A 25,459-nucleotide genomic window follows, 5' to 3' on the forward strand; every position below is an offset into this window, starting at 1 on the left:
AGTGCTAACAATTTTCTTAAAAACATTAATTTTTTATAAACTTTTTTAAAGTTTTATTCCTCCACACAGATATTTATTCAATACTCTTTAATGATTCCACCATATCAATCTTTCGAAGTTTAAAGAACATCACTCCATTTACAATCATCGAGAATGCCAGGGTAAATAGCAGGCTGTATATGTAACTTGGCAGATTGATCGTTCTTCCGAACATCGCTGCATCCACCTCAACCGTCTGGATCACAAACAGATGGAGGAACTTTCCGAATACAACGCCCACCGCTGCGCCGATGAAAGTCAGCAGTATATTCTCTCTGTATACATATGCCGCTACTTCCGGGTCGTAGAATCCAAGCACCTTTAATGTAGCAAGTTCTCTCTGACGCTCTGTGATATTAATATTGTTCAGGTTATAGAGCACAACGAATGCCAGCATGCCGGCAGAGATAATCAATACCACAATAACCAGATTCAGGCTCTTGAGCATATCATTCAACTGTTTCTCGATATCATGCATATAACTGACACTTAACACTTCATCTTCTGCCAGAATCTCCTTGCCCACATCTTCCAATTCTTTCTTAGAATAAGAATCATCTACCGCGAAGAAAATACTGTTGTATTCAGGCTCTTCCCCGAATACCTCTTCATAATACACTGGTGTAAAATATATATAATGCCCCATATAGTTCTCACAGATATTCTCAATCTTCACTTCTTTATTGCCGGTCTCTTCATCTTTGATGTAGATCGTATCACCAATCTTGACATCTAGAAGTTTTGCTGTCTTCTCACTGATAATCACGCCATGATCTGATAATTCATAAGTTTCTTTCGTTTTTCGATCTCGGAAATGCACATACTGTTCCGCTTCTTCCGGTGTCCCCAATACACATTCATAGGTCGCCCGTTCTTTCTTTCCGTTGGTCAGCGTCACATTCTTCATATATGCATCCATGAAACGGTCCACATCCTTGTCCTTCTCAAGGAATGCCTGAAGATCGTTCTTGTCCTCCTCAGTCAGATCCTCCTGAAGATAAATGCTTCCATCATATATCTGCAACTCTTTATACTGGATATCTGCAATCTCAAAGATAGAATCCCTGAGTCCAAATCCTACTATCATCAGCGCCATACAGCCTCCGATGCCGAAGATCGTCATAAAGAAACGCTTCTTATACCGCATCAGATTCCGAATCGTAGACTTCCACGAAAAATTCAGGTGTTTCCAGATAATTCCGATTCGCTCCAGGAATACTCTCTTTCCTTTCTTTGGTGCCGGAGGTCTCATAAGAACTGCCGGCTGCGCTCCCAATTCCCTGTAGCATGCTCCAAAGGTTGCCACAGTTGTACATGCAATCGCCGCTCCGGATGCAATCGCCGCGTAAGTCCAGTTATATGGAACCAGAATATGCGTAACATGTGGATAGATAATTCCATAAGCATAGATAATAATATATGGCAGGAGTTTCTCTCCGATCAGCACGCCAATCACACTGCCTCCCACCGTCGCAAGAAGCGCATATCCAAGATATTTTCCGGCAATCGCTCTTTTACTGTAGCCAAGGGCTTTCATCGTTCCGATCTCGATTCTCTGTTCTTCTACCATACGAGTCATGCTGGTCAGACTGATCAGTGCCGCAACCAAGAAGAAGATTACCGGGAATACCTGTCCGATTGCACGCATTCTGTCCGCATTCTCCCCGTATCCATTCAGTTCAGGAAGCGTACTGCGATCATAGACATACCACTTAGGGAGGTCCAGATCTTCTAGTTCTGCTTCTGCATCCGCAATCTTCTGCTCGCCATCCGCAATCTCTTCTTCTGCTTCCTTTTTCCCTTCTTCGTAGTCTGCCTTCGCATCTTCTAATTCTTGTGTCTTTGCCTCCAATTCCTGTTCGCCCGAAAGAAGCGTGGTCTCCTGAGATTTCAACTCTTTCCATCCCGAATCAATCTGGGACTGCCCTGACTGAATCTGTTCATACGCCTGTTGTAATACGGACTCATTCGCATCCAGCATGACCTTCGTTCCTGTCAACTGCTGCTTCGCACTCTGAAACTGTTGCCTGGCTGCCTCCAGCGCCGCATTCTGTTCTGAATACTCCTGCTCTGCAGCATCCAACTCCTGCTTCGCCGCTGCAGCCTGTGATTTTAATACTTCCAACTGTGCCTGAAGGTCTGCACTCTGTCCTGGCTGCCCTGTCTGTTCTCCTGTGCGATTCTGTCCTGCCCGAACTGTTTCCAGTTGTTCCTGATTCGACTGGTCTGGTGCTACCGGATCCGGTTCGCCCGGCTGTTCTGGTTCTACCGGCTCTGGATTCGGCTGGTTTCCTGCGCCTTCCAGAATTGCTTCCAATGATTTTATCGCATCCAGCAATTCATAATAGGATGCCCACCCCTGATCCAATTGTTCTCTCCCCTGTGCAAGTGCCGCTTCTCCCTCCTGTATCTTCGCTTCTGCTTCCGGTCTGCCGGCTTCAAACTCTGCAAGCCCTTGTTCATATGCCGCTTTTCCATTTCTTAACTGTTGCATACCGGAATAGTATTCAGATTTCGCACTATCCAGTTCTTTTTGCTTCGAATTAAGCGTTGATTTTGCATCTGCGATCTTTTTCTTTCCATCTTCTATCTCAGCTCTGGCTTCCTGGATCTGGCTCTCTCCATCCGCGATCTTCTGTGCGGCATCTGCAAGTTCCGCTTCCGCCTCTGCCTTACCTTCTGCCAGTTCCGTTCTTGCATCCTCCAGTTCCTCATTCGCCTCATCAATGATATCCTGTCTTCGCGCCTCGCTTCGCTCATCCGTAATACCTTCGATTCGATCTATAACTGCCTCAATCTTCTCATCATATGCATCAGTAAATGCCGTAAGGTCAGCAGCCCCTTCGACCTGCACATAGACTTCCGTATACACATCCAGATCGAATGTATTCTCAGGCACCACCAGAAATCCATTAATACTTCCGGTTCCTATGGTTGTACTCCCTCGGTTTAAAGATATGTAACACGCACTGCTTCCTGTTCCAACCACCGTCAGTTCCTCTGTCTTCAGCGTATCCGATACGGGATCATCCGTTCCTGACAACAAGACAATCTTATCTCCCACTTCATATCCCATTCTATCATCTGCCAGACATTCTCCCACTTTCTCAGGCAGACGCCCTTCTGTGACCTCCGCCATATTCATCTCATCGCCGAGAGACATGACATGCAATGCATACTGTTCTTCGTCCGTGTTGGTTAAGAAATCCGCACTATAGGCACCTTCCGCCCTCCATACACCTTCTACCTCTTCAATCGCTGCAATGTCATCCTCTGTAATTCCCATCGTGCTCACAGCCTTAATATCCATAAGGCTTGAATCATCCAGATAAGCATCACCCGTAATCCGCATTGACGGCTCAGACGAACGGATCCCTGAGAAAAACGCCACACCCAGCGCAACGATAAAAAGAATCGAGAGGAAACGTCCCGGACTCTTTCGAATCTCCATATAAAAATCTTTACGCGTCGCTTTTGTTCCCATTTATTCCCAATACTCCTATGTCTTCTACCATTCTATCGTCTCAACCGGCACCGGATGTTTATTCTCAATGATATCCGCCACTTTGCCGTTCTTAATCTTGATCACCCGGTCTGCCATCGGGGCTATCGCCGAGTTATGCGTAATCAGGATAACGGTCATTCCCTTATTACGGCAGGTATCCTGCAACAGTTTCAGGATTGATTTCCCCGTATTATAATCCAGGGCACCTGTCGGTTCATCACACAGAAGCAGTTTCGGATTCTTCGCCAATGCTCTCGCGATCGACACTCTCTGCTGCTCCCCTCCGGATAACTGCGCAGGGAAATTATCCAGCCGTTCTCCAAGCCCTACCTCTTCCAGCACCGCTCTGGCATCCATCGGATCCTTGCAGATCTGAAGCGCCAACTCCACATTCTCCAACGCTGTTAGGTTCGGAATCAGGTTATAGAACTGGAACACGAACCCGATATCATCCCTCCGGTAAGCCGTAAGCTGCTTCTGGGAATAACTCGCAATATCCTGCCCATCCACCAGCACCTTGCCTTCTGAAGCCGTATCCATCCCGCCAAGAATATTCAGAACCGTCGTCTTTCCCGCACCGCTTGGACCTACGACAACAGCGAATTCTCCTTTATGAATCTGAAAATCAATCCCTGCCGCTGCCATAATCTCGACTTCGCCCATTCTGTATATCTTCTTTACATCTTCTAATGAGACAAATCCACTCATATGTTTCCTCCGAACGTTAATTCCATTATTGTACGAATCAATTATATCATGTATGATAGCCGAAGAGAAATGACTTATTTATAAAACTATTATAAAAAAGGACATGCATAGTACATCCTCCCGAAAGTTGATGTAAGATAGGAACGCAGTTTCCTATATTGCAAAACAACGGAACAAATGGATCATTTCCATCCGCTCCGTCATCAGACTCAATTATCTATTCTCCCGTTTTCTTCTGTACCGATGCCCGGATACCACCAGCGCTGCAACAACACCGATACTGGAAATTCCCAACGTTTTACTCTTTCCCGTCAAAACAATAAGTACAAACCTTACAAGGCTCAATCCCAATAGATGCCAACAGATCATCCAGTCTATGATACCGCAGCGTCGTAAAATTCTGCTGTTTCCTGATATCCTCGATCATCTGCGCGTATCTGCAAGTACATGGATTCGAATATTCCTCCAGCACCTCTTTTGACACTTCATCACCTTCACGTTTCTTAATCATCTGCCTTGCGATCAGTTCCATCTCTGATTTGGAACGTGAGAAGTTCAGATACTTACAACCGTACATAATCGGCGGACATGCCGGACGGACATGTACTTCTTTGGCTCCGCTCTGATACAAGAATTCTGTCGTCTCACGAAGCTGGGTTCCACGCACGATAGAATCATCAATCAGAAGCAGTTTCTTATTCTCAATCAAGGCATGTACCGGGATCAGTTTCATACGTGCAATCAGGTTACGCTGACTCTGATTAGTCGGCATGAAAGAACGTGGCCATGTCGGAGTATACTTAATAAACGGTCTGGCATATGGAATGCCTGATTCATTCGCATATCCAATCGCATGGGCAACGCCGGAATCCGGTACACCCGCAACAATATCCGGACGAACAGAATCCCCATCTCTCTTTGCCAGCATGCTTCCACATTTATAACGCATCTCTTCTACGTTAACACCCTCATAAGCAGAAGTCGGATATCCATAATATACCCACAAGAAAGAACAGATCTTCATCTCTTCCTGCGGTCCGCTTAACACTTCAACACCTTCCGGAGTAACGTACACAATCTCTGCAGGACCTAACATTTTATAATCTGTGTATCCAAGATTAATATAAGCGTGACTTTCAAAAGACACACAATAAGCATCTGATTTGCGGCCAACTACAAGCGGAGTTCTTCCGTAACGGTCTCTGGCCGCATAGATTCCATCTTTCGTCATTACCAGCATAGTCATGGAACCATCAATCAATTCCTGCACATATTTGATTCCTTCCAGGATAGAATCTTTTTCACAGATCAGCGCTGCAACCAGTTCTGTTACATTAATCTGTCCATTTGTCATCTCCTGAAAATGAGAATGTGCATTATTATATAACAGATTTAATAACTTTTCATAATTATTCACCTTACCAACCGTTGTAATCGCAAAACTTCCCAGATGGGACTGAATCAACAGCGGCTGTGGCTCAAAATCAGAGATACATCCAATTCCAAGATGTCCTTTCATCTCGCTGACATCTCGGTCGAATTTCGTACGAAATGGCGAATTCTCAATATTATGAATCGCACGGTTGAAACCATCTTCTCCATATGTTGCCATTCCGCCTCGTCTCGTTCCAAGATGTGAATGATAATCTACTCCATAAAAAAGTTCCAATACACAATCATTTTTTGATGCTACACCAAAAAATCCTCCCATTATGACATCTCCTTTTCATTTTTATAATAAATTATCTTTTTGTTTTATTCCTCCAAAATTGTATCACAAGAATACCTGCTTGTCTAACATTCCTTAAGCATCTCTTTCAATTTCTGATTAACCATGCCCGGATTTGCCTTCCCCTTCATGGCTTTCATGGTCTGCCCTACCAAAGCGCCGAGAGCCTTTTCTTTACCACCCTTATAATCAGCAACTGCCTGTGGATGATCCGCAATGACTTTTTCAAGCACTTCAATCAGAGCACCTTCATCATTGACAGTCTTAAGTCCATGCTCTTCTACATATTTCTCCGGGTCGATATCCTCTGCAAATATTTTTTCAAATACTTCTTTTGCAACGGAACTATTGACAGTTCCTGCTTCAGTCAGTCCTATTAATTTCGCCAGATTCTCCGGTGAAAATTTAATATCTTCCGGCTCCATATCATGATCCTTCAGAAGGCGCAGTGTCTCAACCATCAGCCAGTTGGATACTTTCTTCGGCTTCTTGCAGATTGCTGTTGTGGCTTCAAAGATATCTGCCATATGCTTAGAATTCGTGATAATCTCTGCATCATACTGCGGAATATCGAATTCTTTTTTGTACCTTTCCAGTTTCTCCGTACGAAGTTCCGGCTGCTGTGCCTTAATCTTCGCAATCCATTCATCACTGATCACGATCGGCACCAGATCCGGTTCTGGAAAATAACGATAATCCTGGGCATCTTCTTTGGAACGCATCGCATAAGAAGACTCCTTATTATCATCCCATCTTCTGGTCTCCTGGATGACTTCTTTTCCCTCTTCTAACAATTCAATCTGACGCTCTCTTTCTCCTTCAATGGCTCTCGCAATTGCTTTGAAAGAATTCAGATTCTTCATCTCTGTTCTGATTCCAAACTTCTCTGTTCCAACCTCTCTTACCGATAAGTTAACATCGGCTCTCATAGAACCTTCCTGAAGTTTACAATCAGATGCGCCGAGATATTGAATGATCGTACGCAGTTTTTCAAGATAAGCGATTACTTCATCGGCGGAACGCATATCCGGTTCAGATACGATCTCTACCAATGGAACACCACTTCGGTTGTAATCAACCAGGGAAGTGTCATCCCACTCGTCATGAACCAGTTTTCCCGCATCCTCCTCCATATGCATCTCGTGAATGCGGACTTTTTTCTTAAGGTCTCCTACTTCGATCTCTACATAGCCGTTTCTCGCAATCGGCAGATATAACTGAGAGATCTGATAGTTCTGCGGATTATCCGGATAGAAGTAATTCTTACGGTCGAACTTGCACACCTGTGTAATATCACAGTTAGTTGCCAAACCGATTGCCATCGCATATTCAACCACCTGCTTGTTCAATACAGGAAGAGAGCCCGGCATACCTGTACACACCGGACAGGTATGGGTATTCGGCGCGCCTCCGAATTCGGTACTGCAAGAGCAGAATATCTTTGTCTTTGTTGCTAATTCTACATGGACTTCAAGTCCGATGACTGTCTCATACTGTTTTGCCATGACTATCTGCCCTCCTTTACTAACTCTGGTCTTTCATAAGTCCTGGTCTGTTCAAATGTATATGCCACGCGGATTATCTTATTTTCCTCAAAACAATTGCCGATGATCTGCATTCCTACCGGAAGTCCCTTAGAATCCGTTCCCACCGGAATGCTGATTCCCGGAAGGCCTGCAAGGTTCACAGATATCGTATAGATATCTCCCAGATACATCTTAAGCGGATCACTTAGGCTCTTGCCAAGTTCCGGCGCCGTCGTCGGGGATGCCGGTGCAATAATCACATCATATTTGGCAAATGCATTGTCAAACGCCTGCTTGATCAGCGCCTTTGTTCTCAATGCTTTCAGATAATATGCATCATAATAGCCAGAACTTAATACAAAAGATCCAAGCATAATCCTACGCTTCACCTCTGCTCCGAAACCTTCGGAACGAGTCTTCTTATACATATTGTGAAGACCTTCATACTCTTGTGTACGATAGCCATATTTTACTCCATCAAAACGGGACAGGTTGGAACTTGCTTCTGCAGATGCGATGACATAGTAGGCTGGAATCGCATACTGTACAAGGCTTAAGTCGAATTCCTCCACAATCGCACCTTTTTCTTCCAGAACCTTTACTGCCTCCAGAATCTTCTCTTTTACTTCTTTATCAAGACCATCTCCGAAATAATCTTTCGGGATTCCAATCTTCATGCCTTCCACATCTTCTACCAGAGCACTGGTAAAATCATATTTTTCACGGGCAATCGATGTGCTGTCTTTCGGATCATGGGATGCAATCGCCTCAAGAATTGTCGCACAGTCTGCCACATCCTTTGCAATTGGTCCAATCTGATCCAGAGAAGAACCATAAGCAATCAATCCATAACGGGATACTGTTCCATATGTGGGCTTGATTCCAACAACACCGCAGAAGGAACTCGGCTGACGGATAGACCCGCCTGTATCAGATCCCAGTGCGTACGGGCATTCCTCTGCTGCTACTGCCGCACAGGAACCACCAGAAGAACCGCCCGGAACATGATTCAGATTCCATGGATTCTTCGTTTCTCCATAATAAGAAGTCTCAGTCGTACTTCCCATGGCAAATTCATCCATATTCGTCTTTCCGATGATGACTGCTCCCGCCCTCTCAAGGTTCAAGACTGCTTCTGCGGTAAATGTAGGCTTAAAATTGCCCAATATCTTAGAACTGCAGGTTGTCAGCATATCCTTTGTACACATATTATCTTTAATCGCAACCGGGACCCCCGCCAGTGGACCGGTCAACGTTCCGTGATCAATCAGTTTCTGCACTTCTTCGGCACGTTTCAGCGCACCTTCTTTGTCAATCGTCACGAAACTGTGAACGTCTTTTTCCATTTTTTCAATCTGCACAATAGAAGCCTTCACAGCATCCACTACAGATATTTCTTTTGCCTTAATCTTCTTTCCTAATTCTACTGCTGTCAAACTTGTAATGTCCATCTTCGCTGTTCTCCTCCTATCCGATTGTTTTTGGCACTTTGAAACTGTTATCCTTCATAAGAGGTGCATTGGCAAGCGTGTCTTTGCTGCCATCTCCATTCACCACTACATCTTCGCGAAACACATTGTGAACAGGGAACACATGGGACATAGGCTCTATCCCTTCCGTATCCAGCTCATTCAGCGTATCAATGTAGTCCAGCATCTTCTCCATGTCGGCTTTGGCATTCTCCTTCTCTTCACCGGATAATTCCAATTTCGCCAAAATTCCGACATATTCTATTGTCTCATCTGATATCTTATTTGCCATCTTATTTCCTCCTAATATCTTCTATAAAAACTCATATAATCCATGGATTCTATCTTCTCACTCGGTGTCAGTTCCACATCAATCTCTTCATCACAGGATATCTGGGCGCCTTCCGGGAATACCATATTCTTATAGGTGGTGCCGTCAGACCCTTCTGTTCCCATGAACAGGTATATCTCTTCTAACTCATATCCCTCTTCATCCATGACGCATATTTCCACCTGACCATAATCTCCCGTAACTGCCAAATCATATACTCCGGCTTCGAAATCTTCTCCTGCCGTCCAAACCTCGCCACCTTTCATCTGATAAAAGGCTGTTAATGGGTTTGGCATCCCTTCTATATCATCCGTCTGGGCATTCTCTGAAGCAAACATAATCGTCGTCTCAGAACTTACTGTCACAACTGCGCCCGGATATATCCTTAAGTCATCCAGATAATTATCCACATCTTTTCCTTCATATTCATACAAGTAGATTCCATTGGTATAATCCCATACCTGTACCACATCAAAATCATCCTGTACTTTCGCCACATAATTGCCTGCCGGGATATGAACACCGGCAACATATTTGCCAGATGACAATGGGTATTCTACAGAAGTACCGCTTGCTGGAAGTTCTTCAGTCAGATACTCATAAGGATCGTTTACAATCTCTTCATAGGCATCACCGGAATCGTTCCACCATGAATCACCGGAATCATCCTGCCAGATGTTAGAAGAATGAATAACTCCATTATTCTCCATCACTTCAAATACAGACACCATCGTAATTCCAATCAATACCACGACAATGACCACAGTGATTATCACCCATTTTGATGTTCCGTTTTTTTCTTTCTTCTGCTGATTTGCTTTATAATATGTGGTTTTTGGCTGCGTATACTTCTTCGACTGTGCCGTAACTTGTTTCGCCACATCCAATCGCTTTGCCGTGCCAGACTTTCCTGCCAAAGCAGATTGTCTTACTGCAGACTGGTTGATTCGATAATTCTTCTCTGACTTATTGTTATCCAATCCGCATTCGGTGCAGATTCCCCTTCCATCCAACTTGCTCCCGCATAACGTACACTTTTTCCCAAACATAGTCTTACCTCTCTTAAATGCCGAAACCAGGAGCCTTCTCTCCTATGGTTCCAGTCTGCTCAAATCCCTTGGGAACAATGTTGTCTCTCTTACGTTGTCTTCCCCAATCAGTTTCATTGTCAGACGCTCCAGTCCGATTCCAAGCCCTCCATGAGGCGGCATTCCATGCTTGAATGTATTAAGATACTGCTCCATTCCTTCCTCTGACATTCCTCTTGCTGCAATCTTTTCTGTCAGCATCTTGTAATCATGGATACGCTGTCCTCCTGTCGTAATCTCCATCCCCCGGAACAGAAGATCAAAACTCAGCGTGTATCTGGTATCTTCCGGATCGTCCATCGCATAGAACGGACGCTTCTTGGAAGGATAATGCGTAACAAATACAAAATCACTGTCCCATTCTTCCTTCGCATACTGGCTGATCAACTGTTCCTCCTCTGGTTCCAGATCAAATGGGTTACGCATCTTATGGCCATACTTTTCTGATACTTTTTCCTTAATATCACGGAAATGTACTGCCGGAATCTGGTCGACTTTTGGCAATTCAACGCCAAGTATCTGCAGTTCCTTAGCATATTCTTTCCCAAGCAGTTCCATCGCATACTGAAGATAACCTGTTTCCATTCCCATGATATCTTCGAACCCATCAATATATCCCATCTCGAAGTCAAGGCTCGTATATTCATTCAGATGGCGCTTGGTGTTATGCTTCTCAGCACGGAATACCGGAGCAGTCTCGAATACTCTGTCGAATACGCCTACCATCATCTGCTTATAGAACTGTGGGCTCTGTGCCAGTACTGCCGGTCTGTGGAAATAATCCAGTTTGAAGATATTCGCTCCGCCTTCTGCACCTTTGGCTCCGATCTTCGGTGTATGGATCTCTGTGAATCCCTGGCTATACAGGAAATCACGGAATGCCCTGGTCAGCCCCTCCTGGATTCTGAACTTCGCACGCTCTCTTACATTCCGAAGAGCAATTGAGCGATAGTTCAACTTTGCCTCTAGTGATGTGTTTAATCTCCATTTGGAAATCGCTAATGGCATCATCTCATCTTCCGGCTCGCTTAAGATGCGGAGTGTCTCCATACGAATCTCGATTCCGTTCGGTGCTTTCTCATTCTCTTCTAACACGCCTTCTACTTCTATTGTCGCTGCTTCTTCGATATCTTTCAAGTCAAATTTTGCAATTCCTTCCTCATAGACACCCTGAAGAAGCCCTTCTCTCTTTCTTAAGATTACGAATGCCACCGTTCCCATGTCACGGATTGTGTGAACTGCCCCATTGACCTTCACTTTCTGTCCTGGTTTCGCCTCTTCCAATAATTGGCTGATTTCCATTGTCTCTTTTTGTTTTACACCTGTTAAATATTCCATATGATCCTCCTTCTTTCCCCCAGTGAGAAATACATTCTTTTACTTGTAAGTATTCATCTTCATGCGAGTGTGTATTCCCCAAAAGTCTTTGCAGCGTAGGGAACGAAGTTTCTCGGAATCTTGTAATAAAAAAGTCCCGGAATACATAACGTATTCCGGGACGGAGATATTACATAATCATATAATTCCGCGGTACCACCCGCATTGAACTCGCCCTTGAGCCCCAACTTACGCACGTAACGAGTGCCGACGTACCGACCTACTTTCATTGTCTTGGTTACAATCCTTTTCAACCGGTCTGCTCCAGAGTGTTCCCTATTGTTCTTATTCCTTAAGCGGCGCTCTCAGTCGGTGACGCCTCATTCCTGTCAAGTTCCAAAGAACAGAGTCTCTTTCATCGCTTTGCTTTCAAAATTTGTAATATATGTTAGCATACTATTTTAGGAATTGCAAGGGTTTTCGGGCAGAAATTTTTGAATCCAAATCCCCCAAAAGTCAAAAACCCCAATGCAAGCATGTCCGCTTGGCTCGTTACTCGCGGGAATAAAATTTTACGTCTAAACGTCTCAGCAATCCTACAACGTAAACATCTTAGTATCAAAGACCATATTTTCGGTACATCTGCTCACAATATGCACGGTCTTCACTCACTCTTTTCAAATCATCCAACAGATTCTCTCCAAGAAGCCGCTGAATCAAAGCAGTCAGTCGCTTTCCTTCTTTCGCTGCTCCTAATTCGATTCCTCTTGCTTCCCCTAATTCGATTCCTCTTGCTTCCCCTAATTCGATTCCTCTTGCTTCTCCTCTTTCCTCTCCCTTAATTCGTTCTGCCTCTAACTCATCTGCATATAATTCTCTCAATGCGTCACACACAAATCTCACCTCTTCCATCGTTTTCCAATTCGCACGTATGATCAGGTCCATCGCCGCCTGATACAGATTCGACTCTTTATTCCGGCTATAATCTCTCAGTAATTGATCTGTATCCTCATCCACCTGCAGATCTGCCCGCAGACTTCCAAGCCATGGATTCTCCTTTCTCGAAAGTCTGTGATTCAGTATAATCTGCATTGGGACCGGGTCATTCTTAAGCCAGTATATTCCATCCTCTTTCTTTTCTACCTCGATTCCGCGTTCTTCTTTTAGTATCTTCAATATTTCTCTTGGGTAATGGCTGCATATAAATGTGATCGTAATATCATCCATTCTGATTTCTCTTACTTTCTGCGTATCTGACTGATAGATACATGCATATCCATATGCACGATAAAAATCATTGATATTGAGAGAATCCCCAGGATTCTTATATTCGATCAGATTATGCCCCCGGAATATCTTCCCGATATTCTTCTGTATTGGCTTATCATCCAGTTTCTTCACGACCAGCGTATCGATTCGCAAAGGCTTTTTACTCAGCTCATGCTCTGAATAGAACTCCAAAGTCTCCGCCTCCTCCTGTAATTCGATCCGAATGGCAGCATGAAATCCCGGATGCCACTGCAATAGTTTCTCTGCCATCTGTTACCCCCATTATATTCAATTGTCAAGCCACTTTCAAGGTCTCAAGCCAAACTCAGCCAAAGGCATCTCCTACCTTTCTCTTACCAAATTACAAATCGGATAATCCTGACGATTGTCAGATAGAAAAATTGAATTTCTTGATTTTCTTAGATTAATAGATTTGTGACAATAATATAGCACATTCCCACAGAAGACACAATTGCCTAATTACAAAAACATCCTCAAAAGTGTATAAGTATATAAACAACAATAATACATCTGTATGGCAAAACCTCTTCATATACAAATAGGAGTGCAATTCATCCGAATCGCACTCCCATATTAACACAGGACAAATATTCTATCTTCCTCTATTATTCAGAAAGTCCAAAACCTTCAGCAACAGCCGGATTCTCTTTCTGTTTTACAGGAACAACAGCATTCTCAGGCTCTACAGGATCACCAACTGTAAGTCCTTCAATCTCTTCATCCGGGCAAACAGGTGTCCATGCCAGTTCCATAATATCATCAGCAGTAAGATCTGTATCTGTGATGATTCCAAGGCGCAGATAATCTTCTGCGATCTCACGAAGCGCTCTCTCTGTGAAAGCATCAGACAGTCCGAAGTGAAGTGAATCCCAGAATACTAACTGGTCTTCTTTTTCACCGGTCATCTTATCGTTGTCATACATTGCCTGAACTGCTTCCTCTGAATTCAGACGGTTGAACTCACCTGCACGCTTGATAGCCTTAACAACATATTTTGCATGAACCGGATTGTTCTTGATAAAGTCATTATTCATTGCAGTTACACAGCAAGCCTCATCCTGGAACTCATCGCTGTATGTGATAGAACAGATCATACGCATATCATCGCGATAGTTAGCCAGTACAAAGTAATCAGAGAAAATAGAAGCATCAACTTCTCCACTCTCCATAGAAGCTACAGTTGCAGCACTGTCGTTGATATCAAGGAACTCTACTTCTGAAGTAGGATCAACGCCATACTTGTCTAACATACGATAGCAGATATTCTGATCTGAGTTACCGATACCATCATGAATTGCAATCGTCTTTCCAACCAAGTCTTCTACTGTCTTGATGTCGCTGTCAGCCGGAACATAGATGGATTTACATCCGATATGAGAACCACATACGAATGTCATATCTACTCCATTCGTTACAGGAACAAGCATCGTTGCAATGTGGTCTGTTCCCCACAGACACTGACCGGTACCAACTGTATTTACAACAGACTCGCCTTCCATGTATGTAGCATTGATACCATACTCTTCATAGTAGCCCTGTACTTCTGCCATATATTTTGCAGATACACAAGCACCACCGTTAAACAAGTAGTTAAGTTCTGTACCGAATACAGGCTCTTTCTGCATAGCCTCCCAGTCTTCCTCTGATACAGCCTCCGGACGCTCAACATCTGCTGATGCTGAATCTTCAGTCTTTGTCTCTTCCTTTGGTTCTTCTTCTTTCTGACCGCATGCTGCCATTGACAATGCCATTACCCCAACCAGCATTGCAGCCATAAGCCTTTTGATTTTCATTGACTTCATAAATACTTTCCTCTCCTTTTTTTATTCTATATCCATAAAATCAGAGAAAACATCTCCGATCTGTCGGATCATCATAAATGTCTGCCTCCTCTCGCAGACCCGGCATAAGCGACTCCTACTTATTGCCTCCAAAATGCAGTCTGTTAAGAATCTCGTTACGATACTCAACAAACGCTGCCGAAGAACGGTCTCTTGGATATTCTTCATCAATCTTAATATCTGCCACCACTCGTCCAGGATTCGCATCCATAACGATGACACGGGTTCCCATATAGATAGCCTCATCCACATCATGGGTAACCATGATCGCTAACTGCCCTCTCTCCTGCCATATCTTAAGGATCTCATCCTGCATATTCATACGGGTAAATGCATCCAGCGCTCCCAAAGGCTCGTCTAAGAGCAGGATATCCGGCTCGTTGATCAGAGAACGCACCAGTGCAACTCTCTGCGCCATACCACCAGATAACTGTCCCGGATAATCCTCACGGAAAGATTCCAATCCGATTACCTTCAGCATACGCTCGACTTTCTCTTCATTCCCCTTAAGTTTCCCCTGCATCTTCAGACTAAAGGCAATATTCTTTTCAACAGTCAGCCAAGGGAATAGGGTCGGCTTCTGGAACACCATGCCACGCTCCGGTGACGGTTCCAGGATTTCTTTGCCGTCTACGGTTATCTTGCCGGTAGTTGGAGTAATCAGACCGGCAACAAGGCGAAGAATCGTAGATTTCCCACATCCGGATGGACCAACCAGACTGATGAATTCACCGCTTTTCAGTTCCATATCGATTGCATTCAGAGCATGGGTAACTTCGTCGTTCTCTACTTTTGCAAAACTTTTCGATACATTCTCTAATTTCAAAGTAACTTTCTTCTCTGCCATTTACTTCACAACTCCATTCTGCCATCTTAATACGCGCCGTTTCACCAGATCCAGGGCTTTTGTTACAATCGTAAAGATGAAACAAATTACGAATAACGCCGCAAACATCTTATCATATGCCGCCCATGATTTTGCCCAGTTCATATACCAGCCTAATCCGGCTTTTACACCCATCATCTCCGCAATCATAATTGCCACACATGCAGAACTCATTGCCTGTGTACAGCCCTGCAGTATTGAAGGCATCGCGTGCGGAATCGCTACTCTGAATACCAACTGTCTGCTGCTTGCTCCCAGCGTTCTTGCGGCCTCGAAAAAGTCCTTGTCTACATTGGAGATACCTGTCATGGAAGCAACCGTAACCGCAAACCATGAACCTAAAGCAATGATGAACACCGCACCTTTAAACAGCGAAGTTGCAACAACCATTACAATCGGAATCCAGGTAGATGTCGGAATTGGTCCCAAGAACTTGATAACCGGATTCACCCAATACCGTACCTTCTCAGAATATCCACAGGTGATTCCCGTCACCAGTCCAAGGGCTACTCCGATAAAATATCCTAAAAACAGCAGACGCAATGTATGTAATGTACATTCAATCAGATACGCACGATCCGTCCATGCAATATTTATAATATAATTCATACACGGAACGAAAGGCTGCGTCAATATACCAGTCTTCAGTGTCAGATAATCATAGCCTGCCAACAGTAAGAACAACGCCGAAAATAACGGCGCCCTATAACGCAGCATATCTAAAACCGTCTTATCCCCTCTTAACTTTTTCACCAAAGCAACGATAAAGTAAATAAGAAATGCCGCAATGAAAATCACAAGCATCCCAAGATAAGTATTCGGGTTCTTATTCGGACTATTATCCGGAACCCACAGATACTCTCCGATCGCCACAATACCGCAGACCACCGGCAATATCATGATAACCCAGTCCAGAATAATCTGCCCGCGCGTCTTCTCCTTCTCTTCCAGTTCCTTCAACTGCTGTCTTGTCAGTTTGTCCAACTGGCTTTTGTCGATACCGTTCTTTGAACCTTTCTTCTTATTTGATCCCATAATCCCATCTCCTGCCCCGTTCATACTCATACAGTTATAGTGTACCAAAGGATTCCCCAGAATCCAAATTGAAAATCCTTATCAACACCCACACTTATTCATTTCATCTATGAATCATCTCCCCATTCTCTATACACTCCCTATCCCCTCATACCTACAACCCGCTATTTCTCTTATGGGTTATTGACGACTGGAGGCATCTTACCGCACTATTTCCTCACAGCAACCGTACATTCTGAAAAAAATTCATCACAGATTCTCCCGACAAAGCACCTCCATCCTATCATGCACCACCGCCACATCTCTTTCATCCGTCATAGTCACAATCACATCCCCAATCTGAAGTTTCGTCCTCCCCTTCGGAATAATCTCATCAGATCCACGCTGAATTGCCACCAGCAGACAATTATTCGGCCATTCTATCTCACTGACCAATGCCTCATCAAGCCTTGATCCCTGCTGAACCACGAAGTTCGTCAATACCTTCTGTCCATGATCCGCCGTCACTTTCTCACCCTGGCGTTCCAAGATCCGTTCCAGAAGACTCTCATAGATTGGCTTCGATCTAAGAAGGGTTGCCACAATATATGCCACAATCGAAACAATCGATAGCGACAACATATGGCTTAATGACCCTGTCATTTCAAAGATCAGGATAATTCCCGTCAATGGCGCTCTTACAATTGCAGCAAAATACCCTGCCATTGCAAGCAATACAAAATTATTGATATACATCGCATCCAGTCCAAAATACTGGACGCCTACCGTTGCAAATGTTCCTCCAATAAACCCGCCTAATACCAATAACGGGAAGAAGATTCCCCCCGGCGCCCCAGAGCCAAAACTAATCGCTGAAAAGATAAATCTGCCGATCAGTATGAATATCACTGTCTTCAGCATCACATCTTCATTCGTCAGATATTCAATCAATGCATGTCCGCTTCCCAGAAGTTCCGGTACCGTGAATCCAAGAATTCCGGCACACACGAATGGTATCATAAGTTTTGTAGTCGTATTCAGGAACTTCGCATGGTTATATAAAGACTGCACTTTTAGGGTGAACCAATTATAGAATGCCCCTAAGATTCCCAGCACTATGCCTAAGATCAGAATCATCCAATAATACTCCTGTGGCAATCCCTGCACGATCTCAAACTGAAACACTGAATCCACTCCCATGACTGTAGATGCCATAAAATCTGCCGTCAGGGATGCCGTCATCACGGATAACAATACCGATACTGAAAAATTCTTATGCACTTCCTCCAGCGAAAACATAACTCCCGCCAGAGGCGCATGGAACGCCGCAGCAAGACCTGCGCTTGCCCCGCAAGTGAGCAGGAACTTTTCTTCCGTCTTTCCTCGATCTAATCCTTTTGATACTCCCTTTCCCACCATGGCTCCCAACTGGATGGACGGACCTTCCCTTCCAAGCGCCAGGCCTCCAAGCAGACATAAGAATCCGCCGAAGAACTTCGCCGGCAGGACTCTCCACCATTTCTGATCTAATTTGCCAATCATCTCTCCCTCTAATTGAGGGATACCACTGCCTGATATCATCGGCTCGTACTTCAGAAGTTTCCCTACCAGACATGCCATAGCCAGAAGTATCACGAACCATACGGCAATCCGCACCGGGCTCTGCTTACAGAATTCCAGAATCATATTCAGCCACTGACCCGCATATTCCAGACTCATTCGGTAAAGCACAATCACAAGTCCTCCGATACCTCCAACCAGTATCCCTTCCCCAATCAATATTACCTGAAAACGTTCCGCACGTTTAATGGTGCTGGATGTATCCTTTTTCAATTTTCTTCCTCCTACATTATTCTCTCATCATTTGTTTACATCCTATTATACAAAACTACGTCTCAAGATTCAGCATTTTTTTACAAATATCTTATTCCAGAATCATTTTTCATCCTAAAACCATCTGTTATTCTTCTGATTCAGTTTCAACCACAGTCATATTCTCTACCACATCTTTACTCACCTGATATACCATCTTAGAGTCTTTCACCAAAAGATATCGATATGTGCCAGACTCATCCATTTTACCTATGTATACAGTAAACGTCTCATTTTCTTCCGTACCGGAATCTTTATAGGTTGCAACAACCGTCATTCTACTCGCTTCATCCAACCCATATCCGGCAAGATTTTCATCAGACACATGATAATTCACACAATCTGTCAGAGACAAGACTCCGAATCCACCCGCCAATTCTGCAAGTTCATCCTCCTCTTTGTAAGTCATCGTCTCGCCATTGTCCGTAATCTCCACTTTTTTCAGATTACCACTGCCAATCGACGGAACAGAATCATTCTTAACCACTCCGGACAGTTCGAATTGCAATTGGGATACAATGCTGCTCGTTATGGTATATACCTTGCCAGTATCACCTACTGTTGCATAATAATCTTCTCCCGTGGCATCACCGATATACAGTACAGATTCCGTACCATCATCCGATGTATATTGAATCGTGTAGGAAGGTTCTGTCAGTCCGTAGTCTTCTAACGCATCCGGGTTCTCAAGTTCTCTTGCTACTGTCAGCCCTTCAATCGCATTTGCAATTCCTTCTACTGTACTCTGGGAGACCGGGATCTCTTTATCTTCATCATAATACCATGTGTCATTCTCCTGAACGAACCCCATATTATCTGTACCATTCGTATAGGAGAATGCAGACAGACCGTCCGTCTCTGTAATATGAATCTTATCTACTTCCGCCTGCTTGGCTTCTTTCTCTTGACTTTTCTGATTCCATACACGCAATCCTCCGTAAAGTGCCGCAAGCACCACCAGGATACCAACCAGTATCAGCATCACTTTTTTCTGCTTCATGACTCATCTTCTCCTTATGCCTTTCTTCTCTTCCACCAGCATGCGAATCCATATACTAATATGATGAATGGAATTCCGAATATTACCAGCAAACTTATAACTCCCGCATGCTGCATGGTATTATAAGTAACCTCCAAGCTCTTCGGCTCAATCGCTACATTTTCCACATCATCAAAATTAGCAGAGATTGCATTCATGAACAGATCCAGATTCTCCAATGTCGGGAATGCATCTGTCACCTGGGAATCAATCAAACTGTCAGCAGAAATTACTGTAAGCCTGCTCTCATCACTTGTATCTGATTCCTCACTTGTATCTGATTCCTCACTTGTATCTGTTTCCTCACTCGCAATCTCTTCGGTAGCAACCGCCCCCAACATATAGGTTCCCTGCTTTTGATCTTCCTGAGTCACCGCATAAGCATCTGAAGAAGTACTCATAAATGATGACACATTAATCGTATCTCTTGCCGGATCTGTCAGGGTGAACCCATGCGCATTGATCAGCAGCACCATATCAGATGTCAATCCTTCGGTCATTTCCTGCGAACCACTAATCTGCGGGAAGATGTAATAATAGTTGCCTTGATAATTCCTTTGCATATCTGCGATATATCCGTTCTCCGGCTCAATACCATACTCTGTAAGGAAAGCATCCAGATTCGGAGTGGCATCCTCACTCTCTCCCAGTATCACAAACACTTTGCCTCCATCAGACATATAATCTGTAAGAAGCGTTTTCTCATCTTCCGTAATATCTTTCGAAGGCGCAAACATGAAAAGAAGATCACAGTCCTTTGGGATCTTCTCCGCCATAAGCAGGTTCAGTTCTTCCTCCGTCATATTATTCTTATCCAAAAGGTCGGATACTGAAGTGGAGAAGGTACTCTCGCCATGCCCGGAAGTGTAATAGATCTTCTTTGTCGCATCACTGGTCACATAATTGACCGCACTGGTAAACTGTCCCTCACCATCGAATTCACTCTCTGTCGCACTTCCCGTTGTATAGTATGAATATTCATCTACAACGATGATGTCACGAAAGGCAACCGTCGTACTCTTTCCCGTATCCTCACAGGAGATCAGTATCGTATCCGACTCTACATTATTTTCCGTCAGTTCCGAAGGATGCAGAACAGGATCGATCCATTCAACCTTTATCTTACCGGACAGAGCCGTATATTTCTCAAGAAATGTCTTAATCCGTTCGTCTGCAGAACTCTTTTTAGCAAATACCTGGAAAGTAATATCTTTATCCAGATCTTTTAATATCTTCTTACTCGTATCAGATATCTCATATATTTTATTGTCACTGATATCTATATTGCGGATATTCTCCGGCAACTGACCTACGATCAGGTTCAGTACCACTACAATGCAGACTACCAGAGCAATCATACCCACACTATAACTTCCGTTCCTGGAAGTTTTACTTTTAAATATATGTTTGATCTTTTCTAACATAAGCCCCTCCTAACTCCAGCGTCTTTTCTGTATCATCTGCATAGTCAAAAAGATACACACTGCAACAATCGAAAGATATAATACGATTCCGCTGATATCCAGAAGATGATTTGAAGAGATGCCTGTCAATATATCCACAAGATCCTGTTTCCCCAGAATGGATGCAAGAAGATTCTCGAAGAGACTGGTTTTCCATACATAGACAATGGCACAGCCTGCCACTACCAGAACCTCCAGCCCTGCGCATACAATCCAGTTCTTAGTCATCTGCCATACCGCCAGCACAACACATGACAGAATCAACACAACACCGACTGCATTTGCCATCGCAGATACGGGCAGGAAATCCAGAATCCCGCTCCACAGATACATCACCACAAGAATGCCAAAAGTTCCAATCGCAGCAATAATAGTACTCTCTGTCAGAGATGAGATGAACATACCAATCGCAATGTACACGCATCCCAATAGAAAGAACACCAGGATCGACAGGTAATCAATCAGGATATAGGCAGTTCCCTGAGACTTAATGATCAACGGAAATATAAGGCAGATGACACAAGGTACCGCCAGGATCGTTACCATAGCCAGGTATTTGCCCATCACGACCTGAAACAGATTCACCGGTGCTGTCAAAAGCAGCTGATCTGTCTTATTCTTCCGATCCTCTGCAAAACTGCGCATCGTAAGGATAGGAATCGCAATGAGATAAAGGAAGATGACTCCGGATAATACATAAGCAAAATACGGATAACCATAATTCAGGTTATATGCCATAAAATAGATTCCCGTAAATGCAATCAAAAACGCAATAAATATGTATCCAATCATAGAATGAAAATATGATCTCAATTCTCTCTTATAGATTGCTTTCATCGCCGTTTCCCTCCTTCTCTGCTTTCCTAAAATTACCCGCATCACCCTGAGTCAATTCCAGGAATACCTCTTCCAAAGTAGACTTATTCAGTTTCAAAGTCAAAAGCGACATCTTCCTCTCTGCAAATGCAAAGAACAGCCTCTCCCGGATATCTTCTTGTCCTTTTACCTCTATCTGAACAGCGACCGTTCCATCTGCATTCTCCTTGTACTCTGTTTTCTGGACTGCTTCTATCTGATTCAGGACCTCTTTCACTGCATCTTTCTGTCCCTTTGCTTCGATCTCAATATGACCCGTACCGCTCATCACATTCTCAAGATTCTCCGGCGTATCACTGGCAACCAGTCTGCCATTGGAAATAATCATGACATAGTCGCATACTTCTCTTACTTCTGCCAGGATATGGGAACTTAGGATTACCGTATGATTCTCCGCAAGACTTCGAATCAACTCCCGAATCTCAATAATCTGCTTCGGGTCCAGCCCTACCGTAGGCTCATCCAGAATAATGATCTCCGGGAATCCTAGCATCGCCTGGGCAAGCCCTACTCTCTGCTTATATCCCTTAGACAGATTATGAATCAGCCGTCCTTTCACATCCTGAAGTCTCGCAAGACGAACGACTGCATTCACCTGATTCTCAATCTCCTTCTTCGGAATCTTCTTCAATTCTGCGGCAAAGTTCAGATACTCCTCCACCGTCATCTCCATATAGAGCGGCGGCAATTCCGGCAGATATCCGATACACTTCTTCGCCTCTTCCGGTTCTTTTAAGATATCGTGCCCATTGATCAGCACCTGTCCTTCCGTTGCGCCAAGATATCCGGTCATAATGTTCATCGTAGTAGATTTGCCCGCACCATTTGGTCCAAGAAATCCATAGATCTGGCCTTTTTCCACTGTAAAACTTAAGTGATCCACAGCCATATGACTGCCATACTTCTTCGTAAGATTCTTAACTTCTATCAATGTCCTTCCTCCTATTACACAAAATCTGTTACCAATATAAGACAGTATTTTGAAAAGTATGTGATGAATCTATGTCCATTCTGTGATAAATTATCCTGCTAATTTTCCAGTAAAGGTTGCGCTTCTTTTTCTGAATGCCTATAATAATTAGTAGCAAATGATATTGGAGAAGCATAGCATGGACAACACAGATAAGACCCGCAATAAGTTCGTCTCCTCTATGATGCAGCTCATGGAGAAGAAGCCATTAGATAAGATAACCGTGAAAGAGATCGTTGAAAACAGCGGCATGACGCGCCAGACATTCTATCGAAATTTTAAAGACAAGTATGATCTTGTGAATTGGCATTTTGAGAAACTTGCCGACCAGTCCTTCCGGCAGATGGGCGTAAGCCTTACTTTAAAAGAGGGGCTGATTAAAAAATTCCAGTTCATCCAGAATGAACGCTGTTTTTTTACTTCTGCTTTCCAGTCGCAGGATTATAATTCTCTTATACAGTATGATTACGAATGCATCCTGGAATTCTATACGAATATTATTAGGAAGAAGACGGGAAAACCGCTGGATAAGGATATCCGTTTTCTCTTAGAAATGTATTGCCGCGGATCTATCTACATGACCGTCGAATGGGCAAGAAAAGATATGGATCTTAAGCCTGAAGAGATGGCGAATCTTTTGATTCTCGCTTTGCCGGGATCTTTGAAAGAACTTCTTACTGATCTCAATTAACACGAGGCATTATCTACAGGATCTGCCATCAGCAGTTCTCCCCGGATGCTTTGGAAGCCCATAAAATGTTACACTTTTTACCGCTTGTCACTTTTGTGACACGCGGCTTTTTTTGTAACTTTTTTTCATTTTCTACAGTCTGTTATAATTATAACAGACTGTAGAAATTCATGAAAAGGAGAAAACCATTATGTCAAACAGATTCGTTTTAAACGAAACATCTTATCACGGCGCAGGTGCAATTAATGACATTGCAACTGAAGCGAAAATCAGAGGCTATCAGAAGGCTTTCGTATGTTCTGATCCGGACCTTGTAAAATTCGGAGTAACCCAGAAGGTATTGGACGTGCTTGACCAGAACGATCTTGAATACGAACTGTACTCTAACATCAAGCCGAACCCAACCATCGAGAATGTACAGACAGGTGTAGAAGCATTCAAGAAATCTAATGCTGATTACATCATTGCCATCGGTGGCGGTTCTTCTATGGATACTGCAAAAGCAGTCGGAATCATCATTGCTAATCCGGAGCATGAAGATGTAAGAAGCCTGGAAGGTGCTGTTGATACGCCGAATAAATCTATCCCGATTATCGCAGTTCCGACCACTGCTGGTACTGCTGCCGAAGTTACGATCAACTACGTAATTACAGACGTTGAAAAGAGCAGAAAATTCGTATGTGTTGACCCACATGACATCCCGGTTATCGCAATCATTGATCCGGATATGATGTCCAGTATGCCAAAGGGGTTAACCGCTGCTACAGGTATGGATGCCCTGACACATGCAATCGAAGGATATATCACAGCAGGCGCATGGGAATTGTCCGATATGTTCCATCTTAAGGCAATCGAGATCATTGCCCGTTCTTTAAGAGGCGCTGTGAATAACACTCCGGAAGGCCGTGCTGACATGGCACTTGGACAGTACGTTGCAGGTATGGGATTCTCTAACGTAGGTCTTGGAATCGTTCACTCCATGGCTCATACCTTAGGCGCAAAATACGATACCCCACACGGAATCGCTAATGCAATCCTGCTGCCAAGCATTATGGAGTACAACGCTGACGCTACTGGCACAAAATATAAAGATATCGCAATCGCTATGGGTGTTGAAGGTGTAGAGAATATGTCTCAGGAAGAATACCGTAAAGCAGCTGTAGATGCAGTTCGAAAATTAGCAGAAGACGTAGGTATTCCGAAAGACTTAAAAGAGATCGTAAAAGAAGAGGATATTCCATTCCTGGCAGAATCTGCTTACGCAGATGCATGCCGCCCGGGAAATCCGAAGGAGACTTCTGTGGAGGATATCACGGCTTTGTTCAAGGCTTTGATTTAAGAGGGGATCTGGTGAATGGCGACCGAGGCCGGGAGGGCAGTCGCTGGCTCCGAGGCTTCGCTCTACCTCAGCTAGTCCACCAATCTGTAGGTTTGCGAAGGCGTCGGCGATAGCGCCTCCTTCTTCGCGAACCAACATCTTGGGGACGGATCTTCGGAACGCTCCGCTTAACCTACGCCATCGACTGCCCTCCCGTCTTCTGAGACATTTACCAGCAAGGATTCTGGTGTGGATGAATGTGGGACGGTATTGGGGAGACAGATTACCAAAATCCCTCACCTACTCTCGCCGAGAATCTCCTCACTAAGATAACCTTGCGCTAATCAAGACTGACAGACAGCGCGGAATGTGTATGGTGTATGGTGGATGGTGGATTGTGGGTCGTAAGCAAACGTCAAATCATACGCCCAACCACTATTTTCCGTAAGATCCGTTCCCCTTCTTCGTACAAAATCTTCTATCGCCA

At 44.0% G+C, this 25,459-nt stretch carries 19 protein-coding genes; 2 read left to right on the top strand and 17 right to left on the bottom strand.

Annotated features, from left to right (window positions below):
• Positions 1-73: 73 nt before the first annotated feature.
• From ACQRBN_RS00005 to ACQRBN_RS00085, 17 genes are all read right to left on the bottom strand, one after another.
• Positions 74-3,523 (bottom strand): FtsX-like permease family protein, encoded by a 3,450-nt coding sequence (locus tag ACQRBN_RS00005; protein WP_427736866.1) that lies wholly within the window; start codon positions 3,521-3,523, stop codon positions 74-76.
• A gap of 24 nt (positions 3,524-3,547) precedes the next feature.
• A complete protein-coding gene (locus ACQRBN_RS00010; RefSeq protein WP_427736867.1) occupies positions 3,548-4,252 on the bottom strand; it encodes an ABC transporter ATP-binding protein in 705 nt (234 codons plus the stop codon).
• 298 nt (positions 4,253-4,550) lie between these two features.
• On the bottom strand, positions 4,551-5,963 hold the full coding sequence (locus ACQRBN_RS00015; protein ID WP_427736868.1) for an amidophosphoribosyltransferase: 1,413 nt from the start codon (positions 5,961-5,963) through the stop codon (positions 4,551-4,553).
• 83 nt (positions 5,964-6,046) lie between these two features.
• Positions 6,047-7,486: an Asp-tRNA(Asn)/Glu-tRNA(Gln) amidotransferase subunit GatB gene (gene gatB, locus ACQRBN_RS00020; protein WP_427736869.1), complete on the bottom strand. Its 1,440-nt coding sequence runs from the start codon at positions 7,484-7,486 to the stop codon at positions 6,047-6,049.
• Positions 7,487-7,488: 2 nt separating this feature from the next.
• Entirely contained in the window at positions 7,489-8,958 is a 1,470-nt protein-coding gene (gatA, locus tag ACQRBN_RS00025; RefSeq protein WP_427736870.1) for an Asp-tRNA(Asn)/Glu-tRNA(Gln) amidotransferase subunit GatA, read from the bottom strand.
• Between the two features lie 16 nt (positions 8,959-8,974).
• Positions 8,975-9,268: an Asp-tRNA(Asn)/Glu-tRNA(Gln) amidotransferase subunit GatC gene (gene gatC, locus ACQRBN_RS00030; protein WP_427736871.1), complete on the bottom strand. Its 294-nt coding sequence runs from the start codon at positions 9,266-9,268 to the stop codon at positions 8,975-8,977.
• An 11-nt stretch (positions 9,269-9,279) separates the two neighbouring features.
• Entirely contained in the window at positions 9,280-10,356 is a 1,077-nt protein-coding gene (locus ACQRBN_RS00035; RefSeq protein ID WP_427736872.1) for a hypothetical protein, read from the bottom strand.
• Between the two features lie 42 nt (positions 10,357-10,398).
• The gene (aspS, locus tag ACQRBN_RS00040; RefSeq protein WP_427736873.1) at positions 10,399-11,733 is read right to left on the bottom strand and encodes an aspartate--tRNA(Asn) ligase; all 1,335 of its coding nucleotides are present in this window, start codon (positions 11,731-11,733) and stop codon (positions 10,399-10,401) included.
• 597 nt (positions 11,734-12,330) lie between these two features.
• Complete coding sequence (locus ACQRBN_RS00045; RefSeq protein WP_427736874.1) at positions 12,331-13,251, bottom strand: 3-isopropylmalate dehydrogenase; 921 nt, start codon at positions 13,249-13,251, stop codon at positions 12,331-12,333.
• A 356-nt stretch (positions 13,252-13,607) separates the two neighbouring features.
• Complete coding sequence (locus tag ACQRBN_RS00050; RefSeq protein WP_427736876.1) at positions 13,608-14,804, bottom strand: ABC transporter substrate-binding protein; 1,197 nt, start codon at positions 14,802-14,804, stop codon at positions 13,608-13,610.
• Positions 14,805-14,919: 115 nt separating this feature from the next.
• On the bottom strand, positions 14,920-15,690 hold the full coding sequence (locus tag ACQRBN_RS00055) for an ABC transporter ATP-binding protein (protein ID WP_427736877.1): 771 nt from the start codon (positions 15,688-15,690) through the stop codon (positions 14,920-14,922).
• Positions 15,691-16,764 (bottom strand): ABC transporter permease, encoded by a 1,074-nt coding sequence (locus ACQRBN_RS00060; protein ID WP_427736878.1) that lies wholly within the window; start codon positions 16,762-16,764, stop codon positions 15,691-15,693.
• A 249-nt stretch (positions 16,765-17,013) separates the two neighbouring features.
• Positions 17,014-18,576 (bottom strand): chloride channel protein, encoded by a 1,563-nt coding sequence (locus tag ACQRBN_RS00065; RefSeq protein WP_427736879.1) that lies wholly within the window; start codon positions 18,574-18,576, stop codon positions 17,014-17,016.
• A 127-nt stretch (positions 18,577-18,703) separates the two neighbouring features.
• Positions 18,704-19,615: a DUF4340 domain-containing protein gene (locus ACQRBN_RS00070; protein ID WP_427736881.1), complete on the bottom strand. Its 912-nt coding sequence runs from the start codon at positions 19,613-19,615 to the stop codon at positions 18,704-18,706.
• Between the two features lie 14 nt (positions 19,616-19,629).
• Positions 19,630-21,078 (bottom strand): Gldg family protein, encoded by a 1,449-nt coding sequence (locus ACQRBN_RS00075; protein ID WP_427736882.1) that lies wholly within the window; start codon positions 21,076-21,078, stop codon positions 19,630-19,632.
• A gap of 9 nt (positions 21,079-21,087) precedes the next feature.
• The gene (locus ACQRBN_RS00080) at positions 21,088-21,954 is read right to left on the bottom strand and encodes an ABC transporter permease subunit (RefSeq protein ID WP_427736883.1); all 867 of its coding nucleotides are present in this window, start codon (positions 21,952-21,954) and stop codon (positions 21,088-21,090) included.
• Positions 21,938-22,924, bottom strand: a complete 987-nt coding sequence (locus ACQRBN_RS00085) for an ABC transporter ATP-binding protein (protein WP_427736884.1) — start codon at positions 22,922-22,924, stop codon at positions 21,938-21,940. Before ACQRBN_RS00085 ends, ACQRBN_RS00080 begins: the two co-directional genes overlap by 17 nt.
• Positions 22,925-23,102: 178 nt before the next feature.
• Here ACQRBN_RS00085 and ACQRBN_RS00090 point away from each other — a divergent pair, with 178 nt between their 5' ends.
• Both ACQRBN_RS00090 and fucO read left to right on the top strand, forming a co-directional pair.
• Positions 23,103-23,654 (top strand): TetR/AcrR family transcriptional regulator C-terminal domain-containing protein, encoded by a 552-nt coding sequence (locus ACQRBN_RS00090; RefSeq protein ID WP_427736885.1) that lies wholly within the window; start codon positions 23,103-23,105, stop codon positions 23,652-23,654.
• A 190-nt stretch (positions 23,655-23,844) separates the two neighbouring features.
• On the top strand, positions 23,845-24,993 hold the full coding sequence (gene fucO, locus ACQRBN_RS00095; RefSeq protein WP_427736886.1) for a lactaldehyde reductase: 1,149 nt from the start codon (positions 23,845-23,847) through the stop codon (positions 24,991-24,993).
• Positions 24,994-25,459: the final 466 nt, after the last annotated feature.

Origin of the sequence: Bariatricus sp. SGI.154 (assembly GCF_050313795.1) — a bacterium.
GTDB lineage: Bacteria > Bacillota > Clostridia > Lachnospirales > Lachnospiraceae > CAMBRQ01.

Bases quoted from the DNA above. Each gene is read 5' to 3' on its own strand.
- ACQRBN_RS00005 (WP_427736866.1), bottom strand. From the start codon at position 3,523: ATGGGAACAAAAGCGACGCGTAAAGATTTTTATATGGAGATTCGAAAG.
- ACQRBN_RS00010 (WP_427736867.1), bottom strand. From the start codon at position 4,252: ATGAGTGGATTTGTCTCATTAGAAGATGTAAAGAAGATATACAGAATG.
- ACQRBN_RS00015 (WP_427736868.1), bottom strand. From the start codon at position 5,963: ATGGGAGGATTTTTTGGTGTAGCATCAAAAAATGATTGTGTATTGGAA.
- gatB (WP_427736869.1), bottom strand. From the start codon at position 7,486: ATGGCAAAACAGTATGAGACAGTCATCGGACTTGAAGTCCATGTAGAA.
- gatA (WP_427736870.1), bottom strand. From the start codon at position 8,958: ATGGACATTACAAGTTTGACAGCAGTAGAATTAGGAAAGAAGATTAAG.
- gatC (WP_427736871.1), bottom strand. From the start codon at position 9,268: ATGGCAAATAAGATATCAGATGAGACAATAGAATATGTCGGAATTTTG.
- ACQRBN_RS00035 (WP_427736872.1), bottom strand. From the start codon at position 10,356: ATGTTTGGGAAAAAGTGTACGTTATGCGGGAGCAAGTTGGATGGAAGG.
- aspS (WP_427736873.1), bottom strand. From the start codon at position 11,733: ATGGAATATTTAACAGGTGTAAAACAAAAAGAGACAATGGAAATCAGC.
- ACQRBN_RS00045 (WP_427736874.1), bottom strand. From the start codon at position 13,251: ATGGCAGAGAAACTATTGCAGTGGCATCCGGGATTTCATGCTGCCATT.
- ACQRBN_RS00050 (WP_427736876.1), bottom strand. From the start codon at position 14,804: ATGAAGTCAATGAAAATCAAAAGGCTTATGGCTGCAATGCTGGTTGGG.
- ACQRBN_RS00055 (WP_427736877.1), bottom strand. From the start codon at position 15,690: ATGGCAGAGAAGAAAGTTACTTTGAAATTAGAGAATGTATCGAAAAGT.
- ACQRBN_RS00060 (WP_427736878.1), bottom strand. From the start codon at position 16,764: ATGGGATCAAATAAGAAGAAAGGTTCAAAGAACGGTATCGACAAAAGC.
- ACQRBN_RS00070 (WP_427736881.1), bottom strand. From the start codon at position 19,615: ATGAAGCAGAAAAAAGTGATGCTGATACTGGTTGGTATCCTGGTGGTG.
- ACQRBN_RS00075 (WP_427736882.1), bottom strand. From the start codon at position 21,078: ATGTTAGAAAAGATCAAACATATATTTAAAAGTAAAACTTCCAGGAAC.
- ACQRBN_RS00080 (WP_427736883.1), bottom strand. From the start codon at position 21,954: ATGAAAGCAATCTATAAGAGAGAATTGAGATCATATTTTCATTCTATG.
- ACQRBN_RS00090 (WP_427736885.1), top strand. From the start codon at position 23,103: ATGGACAACACAGATAAGACCCGCAATAAGTTCGTCTCCTCTATGATG.
- fucO (WP_427736886.1), top strand. From the start codon at position 23,845: ATGTCAAACAGATTCGTTTTAAACGAAACATCTTATCACGGCGCAGGT.